At 40.4% G+C, this 17665-nt stretch carries 17 protein-coding genes; all 17 read left to right on the top strand.

Annotation, left to right across the window (positions count from 1 at the left end; all coding sequences use genetic code 11):
• Nucleotides 1–47: 47 nt before the first annotated feature.
• The 17 genes from BN988_RS18330 to aldA all read left to right on the top strand — a co-directional run bounded on the left by BN988_RS18330 (nt 48) and on the right by aldA (nt 17636).
• Nucleotides 48–683, top strand: coding sequence for a response regulator transcription factor (locus BN988_RS18330; RefSeq protein WP_051557752.1), 636 nt, complete (start codon nt 48–50; stop codon nt 681–683).
• 112 nt (nt 684–795) lie between these two features.
• The gene (locus BN988_RS08550) at nt 796–2490 is read left to right on the top strand and encodes a methyl-accepting chemotaxis protein (RefSeq protein WP_036575190.1); all 1695 of its coding nucleotides are present in this window, start codon (nt 796–798) and stop codon (nt 2488–2490) included.
• Nucleotides 2491–2811: 321 nt separating this feature from the next.
• Nucleotides 2812–4830 (top strand): LTA synthase family protein, encoded by a 2019-nt coding sequence (locus BN988_RS08545; RefSeq protein ID WP_036575188.1) that lies wholly within the window; start codon nt 2812–2814, stop codon nt 4828–4830.
• Between the two features lie 343 nt (nt 4831–5173).
• Complete coding sequence (locus BN988_RS19290; protein ID WP_081779381.1) at nt 5174–5269, top strand: putative holin-like toxin; 96 nt, start codon at nt 5174–5176, stop codon at nt 5267–5269.
• A 622-nt stretch (nt 5270–5891) separates the two neighbouring features.
• Nucleotides 5892–6152: a hypothetical protein gene (locus BN988_RS08540; RefSeq protein ID WP_036575185.1), complete on the top strand. Its 261-nt coding sequence runs from the start codon at nt 5892–5894 to the stop codon at nt 6150–6152.
• A gap of 331 nt (nt 6153–6483) precedes the next feature.
• On the top strand, nt 6484–7686 hold the full coding sequence (locus BN988_RS08535; RefSeq protein ID WP_036575183.1) for a CynX/NimT family MFS transporter: 1203 nt from the start codon (nt 6484–6486) through the stop codon (nt 7684–7686).
• Nucleotides 7687–7719: 33 nt separating this feature from the next.
• Complete coding sequence (gene pxpB / locus BN988_RS08530) at nt 7720–8439, top strand: 5-oxoprolinase subunit PxpB (protein ID WP_036575180.1); 720 nt, start codon at nt 7720–7722, stop codon at nt 8437–8439.
• Nucleotides 8432–9190 (top strand): 5-oxoprolinase subunit PxpA, encoded by a 759-nt coding sequence (locus BN988_RS08525; RefSeq protein WP_036575178.1) that lies wholly within the window; start codon nt 8432–8434, stop codon nt 9188–9190. The genes pxpB and BN988_RS08525 overlap by 8 nt, the downstream gene beginning before the upstream one ends.
• Before the next feature lie 39 nt (nt 9191–9229).
• Nucleotides 9230–10186 carry a 5-oxoprolinase subunit C family protein gene (locus tag BN988_RS08520; RefSeq protein WP_036575175.1) on the top strand — a complete coding sequence of 319 codons (957 nt, stop codon included), beginning with the start codon at nt 9230–9232 and terminating at the stop codon, nt 10184–10186.
• Complete coding sequence (locus tag BN988_RS08515; RefSeq protein ID WP_036575174.1) at nt 10183–10779, top strand: pyroglutamyl-peptidase I; 597 nt, start codon at nt 10183–10185, stop codon at nt 10777–10779. The genes BN988_RS08520 and BN988_RS08515 overlap by 4 nt, the downstream gene beginning before the upstream one ends.
• Before the next feature lie 108 nt (nt 10780–10887).
• Nucleotides 10888–12078: an MDR family MFS transporter gene (locus tag BN988_RS08510; protein ID WP_036575172.1), complete on the top strand. Its 1191-nt coding sequence runs from the start codon at nt 10888–10890 to the stop codon at nt 12076–12078.
• Between the two features lie 3 nt (nt 12079–12081).
• Complete coding sequence (locus tag BN988_RS08505; RefSeq protein ID WP_036575171.1) at nt 12082–12822, top strand: Cof-type HAD-IIB family hydrolase; 741 nt, start codon at nt 12082–12084, stop codon at nt 12820–12822.
• Nucleotides 12823–13003: 181 nt separating this feature from the next.
• Complete coding sequence (locus BN988_RS08500; RefSeq protein WP_036575169.1) at nt 13004–13186, top strand: cold-shock protein; 183 nt, start codon at nt 13004–13006, stop codon at nt 13184–13186.
• A gap of 299 nt (nt 13187–13485) precedes the next feature.
• The gene (adh, locus tag BN988_RS08495; RefSeq protein WP_036575168.1) at nt 13486–15006 is read left to right on the top strand and encodes an aldehyde dehydrogenase; all 1521 of its coding nucleotides are present in this window, start codon (nt 13486–13488) and stop codon (nt 15004–15006) included.
• 29 nt (nt 15007–15035) lie between these two features.
• Nucleotides 15036–15383, top strand: coding sequence for a DUF779 domain-containing protein (locus tag BN988_RS08490; protein WP_036575166.1), 348 nt, complete (start codon nt 15036–15038; stop codon nt 15381–15383).
• Nucleotides 15384–15553: 170 nt separating this feature from the next.
• Entirely contained in the window at nt 15554–15991 is a 438-nt protein-coding gene (locus BN988_RS08485; RefSeq protein ID WP_051557750.1) for an IDEAL domain-containing protein, read from the top strand.
• A gap of 202 nt (nt 15992–16193) precedes the next feature.
• On the top strand, nt 16194–17636 hold the full coding sequence (gene aldA / locus BN988_RS08480; protein ID WP_036575164.1) for an aldehyde dehydrogenase: 1443 nt from the start codon (nt 16194–16196) through the stop codon (nt 17634–17636).
• Nucleotides 17637–17665 lie beyond the last annotated feature (29 nt).

Genomic DNA, 17665 nt, shown 5'->3' with positions numbered 1-17665 from the left:
TGCGCAAAAACAGCTAGGACATAATGATCATAAAGGAGATAAAATAGATGAAAAAAGTCACGGTTATTTCAAGATCTGAAATGATGGACAACATTTGTAGAATACTAAGCGAAAGTATCAACTATTACAACATAGAATCCTACAACATATTGAAGCATGGGCAGATATCTAAGCAAACACTGGATACAGACTTAGTCATTATTGAGTTAGGCCGAGACACAAATTTAGAAGAGATTCTTTCTGGTCTGAGCAACTCTAAGACACTTATTGCGCTTTTAATTAAAAAGATTACTGTAGAAGATTTAAAAAAGCTATTCCAGATGGGTTTCGATGGCTACTTTCATGGACGCATGGAATTGATCGAAATAAAATTAGCAATTGAATCTATTTTTGAAGGCGGTCAGTACGTTCATCCACAGCTGTGTCCGGTACTCATGAGTGATTATATACATAAGAATTCTGTTAAGGAACAAAAACCAACAGGCATTTTAAGTGAACAGGAGTGGAAGATACTTGAAGGTATTACAAATGGCAAGAAAAATTCCGAGATAGCCCAGGAATTATACCTTTCTTCATATACTGTGAATAATCATGTTAGCGCTATTCTAAGGAAGTTAAATGTTGCAGACCGGACAAGCGCTGCCCTCAAAGCTGTTAAGCATAACTGGCTAACCATTCCATAATTAATTTAATATTGTTGCTTTTCTTAGAGTCCTAAATACTTTTCGCTTCATGTCGATATACCAAGTAGGAAGAAGTGTACAACACGGACATTAACATGAAGAGGTGGAATAGATGAAGAAGAGGTTTGGCTTCAAACGAATTAAAGGAAAAATACTATTCGGTTTCGGAATTGTCATTTTTTTGGTTGTTCTGTTATCAGGGTACAATGCCTATACCGTATATAGTACAAATAAAGATATGGAAGAATTGACAGATTACCATTTGGAACTGCTAATTACCGAAGAGAAAATTACACTTGATATGCAAAACAGAACGTCTTTATTACGTGGTTATTTGTTATACGGTGATTCTAATTTGAAGGAACAATTTAATGAAGGCATTGATGAATCGATTGCTCTGGAAAATAAATTGCTCGAATTAAATGACACAGATGAAATTCAAACCCTTATGGAGAAAAAAATCGAATGGGGCTCATTTACCGATGAAGTTCTTGCTGAATATGAGAATGGGAATGAAGATAGAGCACTAGAAATCATGTCCTTGTTTGTTCAACCATTGGAAGGTGAGATCACTCGAGCATTTCAGGAAATGGCAGCAGCTAGCGAGGAAGAGATCCAAGAGCTCGGAAAACAGACTGTAGATAGTGGTCATACTAACCTAGTGGTTACTTCTGTTATTGCTTTGCTCGTAATCCTCGCTGGTGTGACAACTGCTCTTATAACCTCAAGCAAAATTACGAAACCGATTGTGACGGTGATGCAACGGATGAAAGAGGTTGCATCAGGAAATCTTCGACACGAGGATCTTTCCGTCACAACAAAGGATGAGATCAGCGAGCTCGTGTCCGCAACAAACACGATGACTACCAATACGCGACAGTTGATTATGAAAATAGGCGAGGTATCTGGTACGGTGTCCAATCAAAGTGAGGAGCTTACCCAGTCAGCTAACGAAGTAAAGGCAGGCTCTGAGCAAGTTGCCATCACAATGGAAGAATTGGCTCATGGTACAGAGGAGCAAGCAACCAATGCCAGCAGCTTATCTTCGGTCATGTCCACTTTCACTAAGAGTATACAGGAAACGAATGAAAGCGGAGAAAACATTCAAGCAACTTCCGTAAACGTACTTGCTAAGACGAATGAGGGAGCAAGTTTGATGAATGAATCCAGAGAACAAATGGTGAAAATTGACGAGATTGTCCGAGACGCAGTGGTGAAAGTGCAAGGATTAGACCAGCATACACAGCATATTACCCAACTTGTATCGGTAATCCAGGATATTGCGGAACAAACGAATTTACTTGCATTGAATGCTGCAATTGAAGCAGCCAGAGCAGGGGAAAGTGGCAAAGGTTTTTCGGTTGTTGCTGATGAAGTAAGAAAGCTTGCTGAAGAGGTAGCAAAATCAGTATCCGGGATTACAGAGTTTGTAACAAATATTCAAACCGAAACAAGCGCTATTTCTGTGTCGTTGAACGACAGCTATCAAGAAGTAGAACAAGGGACAGAAAAAATACAATCCACATCGGAAACCTTTACGGAGATCAATCGGTCTGTCACTACGATGGTGGATAGTATAAACGCTATTTCTGGCAACTTAGCAGATTTGGCAGGGAAAAGTAGCAAGATGAATCATTCTGTTGAAGAAATTGCTGCCATCGCCGAGGAATCTGCTGCCGGTGTAGAAGAGACCTCCGCCTCAACTGAACAAACGAGCAGCGCAATGGAAGAAGTAGCAAATAGTTCCAAACAGCTGGCAAACTCAGCAGAAGAGTTAAATAACCTCGTTGCCAGATTTAAAGTTTAATAAGGGCAGAGTTTAAGAAATAGAGGTTTAACTTGTTTCACGGAATGGTATAATAAGGTTAAAAGGTACGAAACGAAGGAAAAAGGGGACAGGAGTGCTTGTCCCTTTTTTATTTAATCTTTTTTGCAAGTTTTTGTGCCATAGGTAAATTGTTCTAATTTATGAGTTGAGTTAGCCTGTGAAGCCTCACTATATATGTGGACAAGCTATACAGTAGGATATACCCGGTTCAAAATAACTTTGACCAAAGGAAATAAGTAGGGTATAATAAAAAATCGTTGTAATGTTAATTAAATGTAAAGAAAATAAGAGGTGAAGAAAGTGAAGAAATTAATATCTACGAAGATGGGATTCTTCGCTATTGCTGTTGTCTTACTCTGGTTAAAAACGTATATAATCTATTCAACTGAATTTAGTCTTGGTGTTAGTGGAGCCATGCAACAGTTTCTATTATTCTTTAATCCACTAAGCTCTGCTCTAATATTTTTAGGGCTTGCCTTATTCGCTAAAGGAAGAAAAGCGGGATTGTTTATTATCCTGATTGATGCGATCATGACATTTATTCTTTATGCAAATGTTGTTTTCTATCGTTTCAATAGTGATTTTATTACGATTCCTACATTAATGCAGACTGATAACTTTGGTAGCATTGGTGGTAGTATTGCAGATTTAGTACAAGGACAAGATTTGTTTTATGCATTAGATCTTGTATTGCTGATTGTTTTGTTTATTAAAATGAAATCAAACTGGTCTGTTACAAGAATGAAAATTCGCAAACCACTAACAGTTATCGTGGCAGGTGTAATTGCCTTTTCCGTTAACCTAGGTTTAGCTGAAGCGGATCGTCCGCAATTGTTGGAGCGGACATTTGACCGTAACTATGTCGTGAAATATTTAGGTGCATATAACTTCACCATTTATGATGCGATACAAAGTGCTAAAACATCTACACGCCGTGTGCTAGCGGATAGTGATGATATTACGCAAGTGGAGAACTATACGAAATACAAGTATGCTGCACCAAACGAAGAATATTTTGGTAAAGGTGAAGGTAAAAACATTATTAAGATTCACTTAGAATCCTTCCAGTCCTTTTTGATAGATTACGAGTTACATGGGGAAGAAGTAACCCCGTTTCTAAATTCACTCGTACATGACGAAAGCAAAAACTTTACGTATTTTGATAACTTCTTCCATCAAACAGAACAAGGTAAAACTGCTGATTCTGAGTTAACGATGGATACATCCCTTTATGGTCTGCCACAAGGGGCTGCATTTGTAACGAAGGGAACAAATACGTTCCAAGCATTGCCTGCTATTTTAGATCAAGAGCTTGGTTACACAAGTTCTGTCTTCCATGGTGACGGAAAGTCTTTCTGGAACCGCGACGAAGTTTACAAGCATTTAGGCGTTGATGAATTCTATCATGCTGACTTTTTTGATATGAGTGAGGATAATGTTATTAACTATGGCTTGAAAGATAAACCATTCTTTGAAGAATCTATGCCATATTTGGAAAACATGGATCAGCCATTCTACGCGCACATGATGACATTGACACATCACCATCCTTATTTAATAGATGAAGAGGATGCTAGCATTGCTCCTGCAGAAACGGGCGATGGTTCAGTGGACCGTTATTTCCAAACAGCGCGTTATCTTGATGAATCATTGGAGCAATTCTTCAATGATCTGAAAGAAAAAGGGCTTTATGAAGATTCTATTATCATGATTTATGGAGACCATTACGGAATTTCTGATAACCATAATCGTGCAATGGAAGAAATTACGGGTGAAGAAATTACACCATTAAAGAATGCGGAACTTCAACGTACACCATTCTTTATTAAAGTTCCTGGTGTTGAAGGACAAGGGACGAACCACTCTTATGGTGGTCAAGTCGATGTTATGCCAACAATGCTTCATTTAATGGGTGTTGATGCGAAAGACTATATCCAATTTGGTACCGACTTGTTCTCAGAAGATCATGAAGAAGTTGTGCCATTCAGAAACGGTGACTTTATGACACCAGAATACAGCTCTGTGAATGATGTTTTCTATGACAATGAAACAAAAGAAGTAATTGAAAACCCTACTGATGAAATGAAAAAACAAAAAGAAGAGGTTCTGAAAGAGCTTGAACTGTCAGATGAAGTCTTATACGGAGATCTATTAAGATTCTATACACCAAATGAATCTTGGACTCCTGTTGATTCTTCCGACTATTTCTACGGAACACCAGAAGAGGAAGGCATCGTTAAATCTTCTGATTCCGAAGAGATTAAACAGCCAGAAGACATTCAAGATATGGAACCAGCTACAACAGATGAAACAGAATAAACACGAAACAAGAAAAGGACACTGATTTATATCAGTGTCCTTTTTTAATCCTTCAAAATGGAGTCGGTCGCAACTTTTCTATTAAATTAGAAAATTTATATCGTTAACTCCTTCCATTTGCATTACAAGGAATTAACTTTGTAGCATATAATATCGTAAACAAGCAGTCAAAGCTTGTTTTATAGCCACATTTTTAGAGGAAAGATATCCTATAAAAAAATAGAACACACGTTCCTAATTTTAGGTATTTTTCGCTTTGTATGTGGTATACTAGTAGCTAGATAACGTTCTTTATCAGTAGTGATCGGCAAAGCCCTTTTTCTGACGAAAGGGGGGATGCCATTTGGATATTTATCAAGTATTTATGGTAATGCTCTCGTTTGGGACGTTTATCATAGCGCTCCTGACTTTGATCATTCGTATGATCAACAAAAAATAGACCTCCCCATTAACCTAAAAAGTGATGGTTGGGGAAGGCCTATTAACTAGGAAGCCGATCCTCTGAGAGAACCGCTTATCACCTGACCACAGTTGCAGCTGTGGTCTTTTTTTCGAACGAAAGCAATCGTCCAAAAGACTTGTTTACACACTGTACAGCCATATTAGTATATGCTGTTTTATACAAATATTATACCATAATCATAGTGACATCCAAGGAAATAGCCTGTTAGGAAAATTGGTCAACCAAGGGACTAATGATTGAGAAGCAAGGTGAAGTTAAACCTAGAAAAAGTCCAAAGCAATTTATGTTGTAACTAAATTGTAAAATAATTTACACAATTGTAATATTCGGTCTCGAATCTTTTTATATCCTCAATTTGTTTTATTTTCTTACAAGGTATTCTATAATGCGTGTTATTTCGACAGCGGATGGATCGAATGCATGGGATTTTCTCCTAGTTTCGACATCATTACAGTAAACTTGTGGTTCTTGACGTCTATGGCATAATAGGAATATAGTCATGAATACATTTTCCTGCGTTAAACTAAATTGTAATTGGTTTTAAAAGGGAAGATAAGCAGCGGAGAAAAAAAGAAGTATAACAAGATAGGGGGATTTGATGAAGGATGTTCGAAAAGCAGGGGAGAAAGGGAGAAATAGTGGAAATTGGTTATTAGCCTGTCAACCTTTTGAGGAGGAAAAGCAAATTAATCCATATGCTCAAGTGTCGTATATGATGGAAGAGTTGGAAGAGATCCTTATGGTTAAAGCTTTAACGCGGAGTGAGTTAAGGTTTGGCACAGTTAGCTACCGTATTGCCTGGATATCCAATAATATACTGGATGAGCATAAAGAAAGCCTTCTTTCTTCAGGGAAATAAGGAAAGAAACTTTATACATACATAAAGGGGACTCATCATCGTACCTCGTCGGATAGTCCCCAGCCTCTTTGTTAATAACCCCGATATTCAGGAGTAATTAACCCCCACGATTTTTTACACTTCCCTCTTGCAAACGAATTACCTTTTTCACCTCGAAATACACGTGAATAAAATCTTCCAAACACCTTCCTTGTATCCACATGTAACGCTCTTCATCTATTTCATTAGCTAGTAAGTATAGTCGTGTGAAAATTACTGATCATTACGTTTTTTCCTTTCTCCCTATTGTGCTACTATTAACACAGATAGAGATAAAGGAGACAAACTTAGAATGGAACGTACGCAAGAAAAGACGCAGAAAATACAACAGATCATATTGGTTGCAGGAATTATTTTTGTAGCCTTTAATTTACGTCCAGCTATTACCTCAGTAGGGCCTCTCATCACAACGATTCGCGACGATTTGGGTATGTCTAACTGGAGTGCTGGTTTGTTAACAAGTTTACCATTGGTAGCTTTTGCCATAATGTCACCACTCATCCCGAGATTAGCAAACCGGTTCTCAAATGAGCGCATCATGCTCGCAGGACTTGTGCTATTACTATTAGGAATTAGCGTCCGCTCGGTCTCCGTAATCTTCCTTTTATTTTTCGGGACATTGCTTGTTGGTGTAGGGATAGCTGTATGTAATGTTTTGTTGCCTAGTGTAATTAAAGAAAAGTTTCCCTTGAAAGTTGCGTTGATGACAAGTATATACTCCACAGCAATGGGTGTTTTTGCTGCCGCTGCTTCAGGACTCAGTATTCCGCTAGCCATTAACATCGGGCTAGGCTGGCAATGGGCCTTAGTTGTATGGGGAATTCCAGCGCTTCTTGGCATCTTCTTATGGATATACCTAAATAAGCGAAATAAGTCTACTCAATCTATGGATGTCGCTTTTGTTACGGGTGAAAACAACGCGATCTGGAGATCATCGCTTGCCTGGCAGGTTGCAGCCTTTATGGGACTGCAGTCCTTTTTGTTTTATGTAACGATTTCCTGGTTACCGGAGATTCTTCACCAATATGGCTTAAGTATGTCAGCAGCTGGCTGGATGCTTTCCATCATGCAGCTTGTTGGGTTACCAGCTAGCTTTCTTGTACCAGTTATTGCCGGAAAGTTAAAATCACAGCGGCCGATCGTGATTGTGAATGGTATTCTCTCGATTACGGGGTATACAGGACTTTTAATGGGGGAATCTTACCTTGTCATGATCATAAGCACAGTGTTAATTGGATTTACGTTAAGCGGAACCTTTGCCCTTGCTTTAGCTTTTCTAGGGATGCGTGCAAAAAACGCAAAGCAGGCAGCTGCCTTATCAGGAATGGCACAGTGCCTAGGTTATCTATTAGCAGCTCTTGGCCCTTTGCTTATTGGTTTGCTTTATGACCTGACACATAGCTGGAATATTCCTTTAATGTTCCTAATTGGTGTTTCTCTATGTGTGGTGTTATTTGGTATGGGGGCAGGCAGAAACAAATTTGTTTTAGAATAGGAAACAGCAAGTAAATGGAAAGGGGCAGATGAAATGGAAAAGACGATTGCTGCGATCGGGGATGGGGTTATCCGTATAGAATTTGCAAGTGATGTTAGTCCGCAAATGAACCAACAAATTCAGTATACTTGTAGGCTTATCCAAGAGAGGTCTATTTATGGTGTGATAGAGCTTGTTCCAGGGTATCAAACCATCACCCTTTACTATGAACCCATTAAAATACGATTTGAGGCATTAGTAGGCAAGCTAGAGAACCTACTGGCAAAAGAACAAGATCAAGAAATCATTCAGGAAAAGACACGGTTATTACATATTCCTGTGTGCTATGGGGGAGAACATGGGCCAGATCTTTCAGATGTAGCGAAGAGGCACCATATGACAGAAGATGAGGTGGTGAAGCGACATCAGCAACCGGAATATCTAGTCTATCTGTTAGGATTTCTACCAGGATTTCCTTACCTCGGCGGACTTGATTCTGCAATCGCCACACCAAGACTACAAGAACCTCGTGCTAAAACGCCGGCAGGATCTGTAGGTATTGCTGATGCCCAGACAGGAATTTACCCACTGTCATCACCTGGTGGTTGGAATATTATAGGTAATACTCCTATCCCCTTATTTGATGCAGAAAAGAAGGAGGATGCTTTTCTATTTCAGCCTGGTGATCGCGTAAAATTTTTTGAAATATCTGAAGCAGATTATAGTCAGCTACCCCTGGGTAATAAGTGGGAAGAGGTGATCGCTGATGAATAGGACAGTAGATTTAAATTGTGATATGGGAGAAAGCTTTGGTGCGTACTCCTTCGGGGCAGATGAACAGCTGATGAAACATATTACATCAGCAAATATAGCATGTGGTGCACATGCAGGCGATCCAAACGTTATGGAAGACACCGTGAAGCTAGCTAAGCAAAACGGAGTAGCCATTGGGGCACATCCAGGTTACCCAGACCTTGCAGGCTTTGGACGAAGAAAGATCGAATTAACGGATGTAGAAATCTACCGCTATGTTCTCTTTCAAATTGGGGCATTGCACGCTTTCTGTAAGGCACAAGAGGTACCAATGCATCACGTTAAAGCCCATGGCGCCTTGTACAACGTAGCAGCTAAAAAGAAGCATGTGGCACATGCAATTGCGCAAGCAGTCGCAGACTTCGACCAAAACTTAATTTTGTATGGCCTTGCAGGTAGTTATTTGGTAGAGGAAGGGAAACGTCTAGGGTTACGCGTAGCTTCAGAGGTTTTTGCTGACCGTACATATCAGGAAGATGGCAGTCTTACACCAAGAAACACGCCAGGAGCATTAATAGAAACAGTGGACCAGGCTGTAAAGCAAGTGAAGGGGATGCTAACCGAAGGGCATGTAACGTCCGTAAAAGGGAAAATCCTCCCTATACAAGCTGATACGGTCTGTGTACATGGAGATGGTGCTTCCGCAGTGCGTTTTGTAAGGGAATTAAAGACAGCACTTCAAGCGGAAGAAATTTTGATTGAAAGTATGTAAACAACATTTCTGTAAGTGATAAAGAAAGGAGACAGCCGTATGGTACAGCAAGAGCTCTTTCAAGTTATCAAGCCAGGGATACAAACAACATTTCAGGACATGGGGCGGACAGGCTACCAGCAGTTTGGTGTACCCGTGTCTGGCGCAATGGACCGGTTTTCCCTTCAAGTGGCAAATATCCTCGCAGGAAATAAGCGAACGAGTCCCTGTCTTGAAATTACTTTAGTAGGTCCCACATTACTGGCAAAAACGACCATGACAATTGTCATTACGGGTGCCGACCTAAGTCCAACGTGTAATGGCGAGCCCATTGCTATGTGGAAAACGGTAAGGATTGAAGAAGGGGACGAACTTGTTTTCGGAAAACATCAATCTGGCGTAAGAGCATATTTGGCAGTGTCTGGGGGATTTGAGACACCAGCTTATTTTGGCAGTAGCTCCGTTGATGGGAATAGTGGCTTTGGAAAGTCGCTGGAAATAGAAGATGCGATAAAAGGATACCCAGTAATGGAAAAGACCGGAATCAGTTTAGCAAACACGCTCATTCCAATCTATCAAAAAGAGGTTAAGGTCTCTTTGATTGAAGGTCCACATACCGATTATTTTACACAAGCAGACAGAAACACGTTTTTCACTGAAACGTATAAAGTGGGCGCTAATTCCAATCGAATGGGCTATAGACTCGAGGGACCGGCTATCAAGCCGGAAAAGGTGACGGTCTGGTCAGATGGCATTCCATTCGGTGGAGTGCAAATCACAAGCGCTGGAGAGCCCATTATTTTAATGTCAGATAGACAAACAACAGGCGGCTATCCGAGAATAGGTACAGTGAGCTCCACAGATATTCCGAAGATTGCGCAGCTTATCCCAGGTGGGGAGGTCTCCTTTAAGCGGGTATCTGTAGAAAAAGCAGAGGAGGATGCTCGTAAAGAAGCGCAATTTCTCATACGCCTAGAACAATTTCGACAACATATAGAGAGAGGGAAAAAAGCATGAAGAAATTACTACTAACAGGATTTGAAGCCTTTTTAGAATTTCCCATTAACCCAACTACTTCTATTGCACAGTCTTTAAATGGGGAGCAGTACAATGGGTACGAAATTATAGGAGAAGTACTTACCGTGGATTTCCATAAGTCTGGTAAGCAGCTGGTTGAGTTAATGGAGCAACATAAACCTGATGCTATCATCTCACTAGGTCTCGCGGCTGGCCGAAACTGTATCACGCCAGAGCGGATCGCAATCAATTGCAATGATGGTCCTGTAGATAATGAAGGGCATAAACCAGACGGCGAAGCTATTTATGAAGATGGAGCAGATGGGTATTTTTCTACACTACCCATTAAGAAAATAGTAGAACGATTAAAGGAAGAGAAGTTACCTGCCAAAATTTCAAATACGGCTGGAGCTTATCTGTGTAATAATGTCATGTATCATGGCCTACACTATGCAAAACAGCATGGATTAACGATCCCTTCTGGCTTTATCCATATCCCAGCCTCACACGCGCTTGCTGTGGAAAAGAATATGCCAAGCTGGTCGGAGGAAGATCTTCTTAAAGGGATTAAAATAGCAATAGAGACACTGTAATCAACTCGACAAACAGGTTTATTTTCATTGCGCAAATAGGAATTGCCACAGTGCTGAAAGTATAATAAAATAACGTGGTACATTACAGAGAATGCGAGATGATGAGAATTGCCAAAATATATCTGGCTATTAGTAATAGCAACAGCGATTAATGTAACAGGGGCCTCTTTTCTCTGGCCGTTAAACACCATTTATATGCATAATGAGCTCGGTAAAAGCTTAGCTTTTGCGGGGTTCATTTTAATGTTTAACCAAGGTGCTTCTATTGCAGGGAATCTAATCGGCGGGCTCCTTTTCGATAAATTTAGCGCGTATAAAACGATTCTAGGCGGAACAGGCATTGCAGTAGTTTCTGCTGTTATGCTTGCCTTCACACATGATAGCATCGTCTCTTACTCGATCTTTCTCGTGCTAATTGGGTTTGGTTCAGGAATTACCTGGCCCGTTATGTTTGCTATGGCCGGTTCCATCTGGCCTGAAGGGGGAAGAAGGGCTTTCAACGCTATTTATGTTGCTCAAAATTTTGGTGTGGCGCTCGGTGCGACGTTGGGTGGCTATATTGCCAGTATTTCTTTTGATTTTATATTCCTCTCTAATGCCACTGTATTTCTTCTTTATTTTATCATCGTTCTGCTTACATTCCGGAACCTCGATAAAGAAAAAGATCGACAGATGCACACATCTATTTTGCAGCAACGGGCAAAAATACAAAGCAGAACAGCTTTTACTGCCTTGTTTATTTTATGTGGCGGCTTCCTCATAGCCTGGATTGCCTATAGTCAATGGCAATCAACCATTGCTTCTTATACACAGGACATTGGTATCCCATTAGCGCAATATAGTTCTTTATGGGCGATAAATGGTTTTCTTATCGTTCTTGGCCAGCCTCTGATAAAATGGGTAGCAGAACGTATAACATCCCAAAAAGTTCATATTTATATGGGCACGGTTATTTTTATCGTATCCTATCTGATTGCGATGGTCTCAGAGACATTTACCATGTTTGCTGCAGCTATGGTGATATTGACAGTAGGCGAGATGCTTGTATGGCCGGCTGTGCCAACTTTAGCAAATGAATTGGCACCAAAAGGCAGGGAAGGATTTTACCAAGGAATAGTCAACAGTGTTGGTGCAGCAGGGAGAATGATAGGTCCGGTGTTTGGTGGCTTTATTGTAGATTTATATAATATTGAACTTTTATTTATTATTTTATTGGGTCTCCTGATAATACCTTTTGTTACAACACGTTTGTATGATCGAAAAATTAAAGTGGAACATAACCAGAACATGGAGGTTTGAAAAATGGAAGAAAAACAAGAAGTGAAACTTATTGCACTAGATATGGATGGAACATTACTAACAAGTGAGCATCAAGTGACACCGTACACAGAAGAAGTTATTGCCAAGGCATTAGAGAAGGGCATTCAAGTAGTACTTAGTACAGGGCGTTGGCTGAACTCCTGCTATCCGTATGCAGAAAAACTCAAGCTCCAATCCTACCTGGTGACAGCTAATGGTGGAGAGATTTGGACCGTTAAGAAGGAGCTTGTTGATCAGCATTTGATGGATCCGGCTAAAATGGAGAAGTTATGGAATCTTGGTATTGAAACAGGTGTAGGCATGTGGATGATCTCAACCGACGGTGTTTACAGAGAGACACCACCAGAAGATTTCTATGCACATAATTGGTTAAAGTTTGGTTGTGAGTCATTTGATAAAGGAAAGCTTGATGTGATGGTGAAGGAGCTTTCCTATTCGGATGATCTGGAATTAACCAACTCGCTACCTACGAATGTAGAGGCAAACCCTAAAGGGGTAAGTAAAGCGAGTGCCCTAGAACTTGTTTGTGATAAGCTCGGTATCACCATGCAGAACGTCATGGCAGTAGGAGATAGTTTGAATGATATGAAAATGATCCAGCAAGCTGGAATTGGTGTTGCAATGGGCAATGCGCAGGATGCTATCAAACAGGCTGCAGATTTTGTCACAGATACGAATAATCAAGACGGTGTTGCGAAAGCAATTCAACGATTTGCCCTATAATGCCCCACCCTCCTTTTTGGTATAATTTGTATAGTGAATGACTATACTAGTAGAAGGATGAAAAATGCTAGTTGTGTTGTTCAACATAGGGTTATGGAGAATCGTAATTAGCATAATATGACCTTTCTTTGTTTAAGAGAAAGGGGTATAATAGAAGGGTATCAGGAAAGGGGATGCTGCCATGTCATTTTCTCGCGGACCAAAGGAACCAGTTCCAGAGGTGGAAACTAACGTATGGTCATGTACCAGTGACGATTGTCAGGGTTGGATGAGAGAAAGTTACAGTTTTGAACAGGAGCCGGAATGTCCACTTTGTAAATCTTCAATGGAACAGGAAGTACGTGTACTTCCAGAAGTAAAGTAACATGAACGCGTATCTCTTGGATTAGAATTTATAAGTTAGGCAAATTTATTTGCCCATAGAATAGGTCCTCGGGTTTTCATAAACCCAGGGGATCTTTTTTATGGCCGATTCATAGAGCGGCGGTTCCTTTTTACAAGACGAAGTTACTTTTTGAATCAGTGCGTTATCTATCTTGATAAATTCTAACTAATACAAAATGTTTGAATGATTCTGAATAAATTGCTATAGTAATGAGTAGAAAGTCACCTAGTTTTTACACCTAATTTGTAAGCGTTTGCAAAAGAGGAGGAGTGGATAGAATGAGGTATGCAAATCCAAATAGCGAAGGATCGCTAGTCCAGTTTAAAGACAGGTATGACAATTACATTGGCGGAGAATATCGGCCACCGGCAAATGGAAAGTACTTTGAAAATGTGAGCCCAGTTACGGGAAAAGCATTCTGCGAAGTTTCCAGATCAACAAAAGAGGATGTGGAAGCAGCCCTTGATGCAGCACATGCAGCCAAGAAAGAGTGGGGAGAAACATCCGTGGCAGTAAGAGCCAATATTTTAAATAAGATTGCCGATCGTATGGAAGAGAACTTGGAATTATTAGCTGTTGCCGAAACATGGGACAATGGTAAAGCAGTAAGAGAGACGCTTGCTGCCGATATCCCACTGGCAGTAGATCATTTTCGTTACTTTGCAGGAGTGATCCGTGCCCAAGAGGGTGGGATTAGCCAGATTGATCATGATACAGTGGCATACCATTTTCATGAGCCACTTGGTGTGGTAGGACAAATAATTCCATGGAATTTCCCTATTCTGATGGCGACCTGGAAGTTAGCACCAGCACTTGCAGCAGGAAATTGTGTTGTGTTAAAACCTGCCGAACAGACGCCGGCATCTATCCATGTTTTATTAGAACTCATTGGGGATCTACTTCCGCCTGGTGTTTTAAATGTTGTGAACGGATTTGGTGTAGAAGCAGGGAAGCCATTAGCTTCAAACAGTCGGATTTCTAAAATAGCGTTCACTGGCGAAACGACAACAGGGAGATTAATAATGCAATATGCCTCTGAAAATATCATTCCTGTGACCCTAGAATTGGGTGGGAAATCGCCTAATATATTTTTCGAAGATGTCTTAGACAGAGATGATGGCTTTCTTGATAAGGCGATAGAAGGTTTGGTTATGTTTGCTCTCAACCAGGGAGAAGTATGTACGTGTCCGTCACGTGCACTTATACATGAATCCATTTACGATGAATTTATGGAGCGGGCGCTGGAGCGGGTAAAACAAATTAAAATAGGCCATCCATTAGACACGGAAACCATGATGGGAGCACAGGCTTCCAATGAACAAATGGAAAAAATACAGTCCTATCTGGATATTGGAAAACAGGAAGGAGCAGAAGTGCTTACAGGGGGAAATATTAATAAATTGGAAGGAGAACTGGAAAACGGCTATTATGTACAGCCTACGATCTTTAAAGGAGATAACAAGATGCGTATATTCCAAGAAGAGATCTTTGGCCCCGTTTTATCTGTTACAACCTTTAAAGATGATGAAGAAGCCCTTGCAGTCGCAAATGATACGCTATATGGTTTAGGAGCAGGAGTCTGGACAAGAAATATGAACACTGCTTATCGATTTGGAAGAGGAATTGAAGCAGGACGTGTGTGGACGAATTGTTATCACCAATACCCTGCCCACGCCGCATTTGGTGGCTACAAAAAATCCGGAATCGGCCGGGAAAATCACCTTATGATGCTCGGACATTATCAGCAGACTAAAAATTTACTAGTTAGCTATAGTGAGCAACCAGCAGGCCTATTTTAAGAGGCACATTTGATGAAAGGATGAGGCATGTGACAGAACGGGTCACCGCTACAGACGAAGCACTGGAGCTCATTCGAACGTTAAAAGAAGTTCATGGAGATTTAATGTTTCATCAATCTGGTGGATGTTGTGATGGAAGCTCTCCAATGTGTTATCCACAGGGCGAATTTCGCGTTGGTGAGTCAGACCTTCTACTCGGTGAAATAGGGGGTATGCCTTTCTATATTTCAAAAGATCAATATGCTTATTGGAAGCATACCCAGCTTATAATAGATGCAGTAGATGGAAGGGGCGGGATGTTTTCACTGGAAGGGCCTGAAGGAAAAAGATTTCTTACAAGGTCAAGAATATTTACGGAAGTGGAAAAACTAGAATAGATAAAACAAGTAGTAGAGTCAGCTTCTTTTTATAGGAGCTGGCTTTTTATTTGTTTCTTGTTGGTAGAAAAAACATAAAATAGGCTTTAATTACTAGGCAAAATGAATTATAATAAGGTAATCGTTCTATTTAATGAACAATACTTGGAGTGAGGAGTTGATTGGAAAGTATGGTCATCATCAAGTCGTTTTTGCCTTTTCGAATTGGCTTAAGCAGCAGTGCGATTTATGTTAAATTATCGGTTGGTGGATTTGTAGTGCTGATAAATGGCAAGGAATTTCATTATACTCCAAATGGTGCTACTTCTATCCATGTTAACAGAAAAACGGGAGAGGTATCTAATAAGGATGCTGTTTTCGTTTTCCAGCATGGAAAAGAAGAAGAACGTATTTCGATGTATGAACTCCTTTTTTGTAGCGATTTTCTTATTTATTTACAAGCATTTATAAAACCTTATTCTCCAAACAAAACTACCCCGCCATGGGATCGTGATGAACTTGACATACTGTTTGACGAGCTTGAACTGGCGAACATAAAAAGATCCATCGATAAGGCACTTGACGAACGGGATGAAGCAACCTTTTATACCTTACTGAAAATGCTTTGAAAAGCTGTCATTATACATAAAGTGAAGCTTCAATCAGTATGGGGTTTTAGTCTTTCCCCCACTGATTGTTAGTTGAACGAATCGGCATGTTAGTCCGTTTACCCCTACTTTAACATCACGGTTTCACCTAGATAAATAATATGTTTCAGAGCCTCCTCATGGTGGAAAATTTAAAGTAGTATACCATGAAGGAGGCTTTATCGTGCAAACGCAACCTATATATATTAATGGGAAATACACAGAATCAACGGCGACAGAAACAATTGATGTAATAAACCCTGCTACAGAACAGGTGATTTCAAAGATTGCGAGCGGAACAGAAGAAGATGTGAATAAGGCCGTTAAGGCTGCTTCAGATGCGCAGTATGGCTGGGAACATACCCCAGCTGTGGAACGTGGAGAAATTGTTCGCAAACTTGGAGAAAAGCTAGAAATTAATAAAAGTAAATTTGTTGAATTATTACAGGAAGAGCAAGGAAAAGATTTTGAATTAGCTAATGGAGAAGTAGACATGGCAATTGATTTCTTCAAATATATGTCCGAATGGGCCCGAAGAATAGAAGGAGATATTATTCCAAGTGACAGGCCAAATGAAAATATCCTCTTATATAAAAAGCCTATTGGGGTAATTGGTGGAATTGTACCATGGAACTTCCCAGTGTTTATTTTAGCAAGGAAGGTTGCAACAGCGCTTGTAACGGGCTGTACAATTGTATTAAAACCAAGCCAGAAAACCCCAAATACAGCGGCGGAATTCACAAAACTGGTCGATGAGATGGAGGAACTTCCGGCAGGAGTATACAACTTTATTACCGGAAAAGGCTCCACACTAGGAAATGCCTTAGCTTCTCATCCAGATGTCGATATGATTTCCATGACAGGAAGTGTCACTGCAGGTACAAAAGTGATGGAAGCAGCGGCCCAAAGTATTACGAAAGTAAATCTGGAACTTGGTGGTAAGGCACCTGCTATAGTAACAAAGCATGCTGATCTTGACTTGGCTGCCAAGCATATTACAACATCAAGACTAGCTAATAATGGACAGGCCTGTACGAATGCAGAAAGAATTTACGTGCAGGAGGAAGTGGCCGAAGCCTTTACGGAAAAGCTGAAACAATCCTTTGAAGCAGTCACAGTTGATAACCCTCTACAGAACAAACAGGCTGGTATGGGACCACTGGTGAGTAAAGATAGATTAGAAGAAGTAGAGGAAATGCTACAGACAGCTGTAAAAGAGGGAGCAGAGGTTGTGACAGGTGGCGAACGGGCTAATAAGGAAAAGGGATTTTTCCTTCAGCCAACGATTCTTAAAAATGTGAAACATGATTCCGAAATCATTAAGGAAGAGATTTTTGGTCCTGTTGTACCAATTGTCACATTTAACGAGCTTGATGACGCCATTCAAATGGGGAATGACACAGAATATGGTCTTTCATCCTCCGTTTATACCGATAATGTGCATGAGGCCATGCATGTCGTGAATCATCTTAAATTCGGAGAAACGTACGTGAACAGGGAAAACTTTGAAGCTGTTCAAGGCTATCATGCAGGAATGCGTAAATCAGGTCTCGGTGGAACAGATGGCAAGCACGGGGTAGAAGACTTCCTCGTAACGCAAGTTGTTTACATGCAGTACAAGCAATAAAGGGGAAAATTTCGTAACAAAAAAGCTGA

Origin of the sequence: Oceanobacillus picturae (assembly GCF_000612865.1) — a bacterium.
GTDB classification, from domain to species: Bacteria; Bacillota; Bacilli; order Bacillales; family Amphibacillaceae; genus Oceanobacillus_B; species Oceanobacillus_B jordanicus.
Note: the sequence above shows the minus strand (reverse complement) of the source record. Positions and strands in the feature narration are given on the sequence as shown.

Excerpts from the sequence above, each read along its gene's own strand:
- BN988_RS18330 (WP_051557752.1), top strand. The coding sequence starts at position 48 with ATGAAAAAAGTCACGGTTATTTCAAGATCTGAAATGATGGACAACATT.
- BN988_RS08550 (WP_036575190.1), top strand. The coding sequence starts at position 796 with ATGAAGAAGAGGTTTGGCTTCAAACGAATTAAAGGAAAAATACTATTC.
- BN988_RS08540 (WP_036575185.1), top strand. The coding sequence starts at position 5,892 with ATGAAGGATGTTCGAAAAGCAGGGGAGAAAGGGAGAAATAGTGGAAAT.
- BN988_RS08535 (WP_036575183.1), top strand. The coding sequence starts at position 6,484 with ATGGAACGTACGCAAGAAAAGACGCAGAAAATACAACAGATCATATTG.
- pxpB (WP_036575180.1), top strand. The coding sequence starts at position 7,720 with ATGGAAAAGACGATTGCTGCGATCGGGGATGGGGTTATCCGTATAGAA.
- BN988_RS08525 (WP_036575178.1), top strand. The coding sequence starts at position 8,432 with ATGAATAGGACAGTAGATTTAAATTGTGATATGGGAGAAAGCTTTGGT.
- BN988_RS08520 (WP_036575175.1), top strand. The coding sequence starts at position 9,230 with ATGGTACAGCAAGAGCTCTTTCAAGTTATCAAGCCAGGGATACAAACA.
- BN988_RS08515 (WP_036575174.1), top strand. The coding sequence starts at position 10,183 with ATGAAGAAATTACTACTAACAGGATTTGAAGCCTTTTTAGAATTTCCC.
- BN988_RS08505 (WP_036575171.1), top strand. The coding sequence starts at position 12,082 with ATGGAAGAAAAACAAGAAGTGAAACTTATTGCACTAGATATGGATGGA.
- BN988_RS08500 (WP_036575169.1), top strand. The coding sequence starts at position 13,004 with ATGTCATTTTCTCGCGGACCAAAGGAACCAGTTCCAGAGGTGGAAACT.
- adh (WP_036575168.1), top strand. The coding sequence starts at position 13,486 with ATGAGGTATGCAAATCCAAATAGCGAAGGATCGCTAGTCCAGTTTAAA.
- BN988_RS08485 (WP_051557750.1), top strand. The coding sequence starts at position 15,554 with ATGGTCATCATCAAGTCGTTTTTGCCTTTTCGAATTGGCTTAAGCAGC.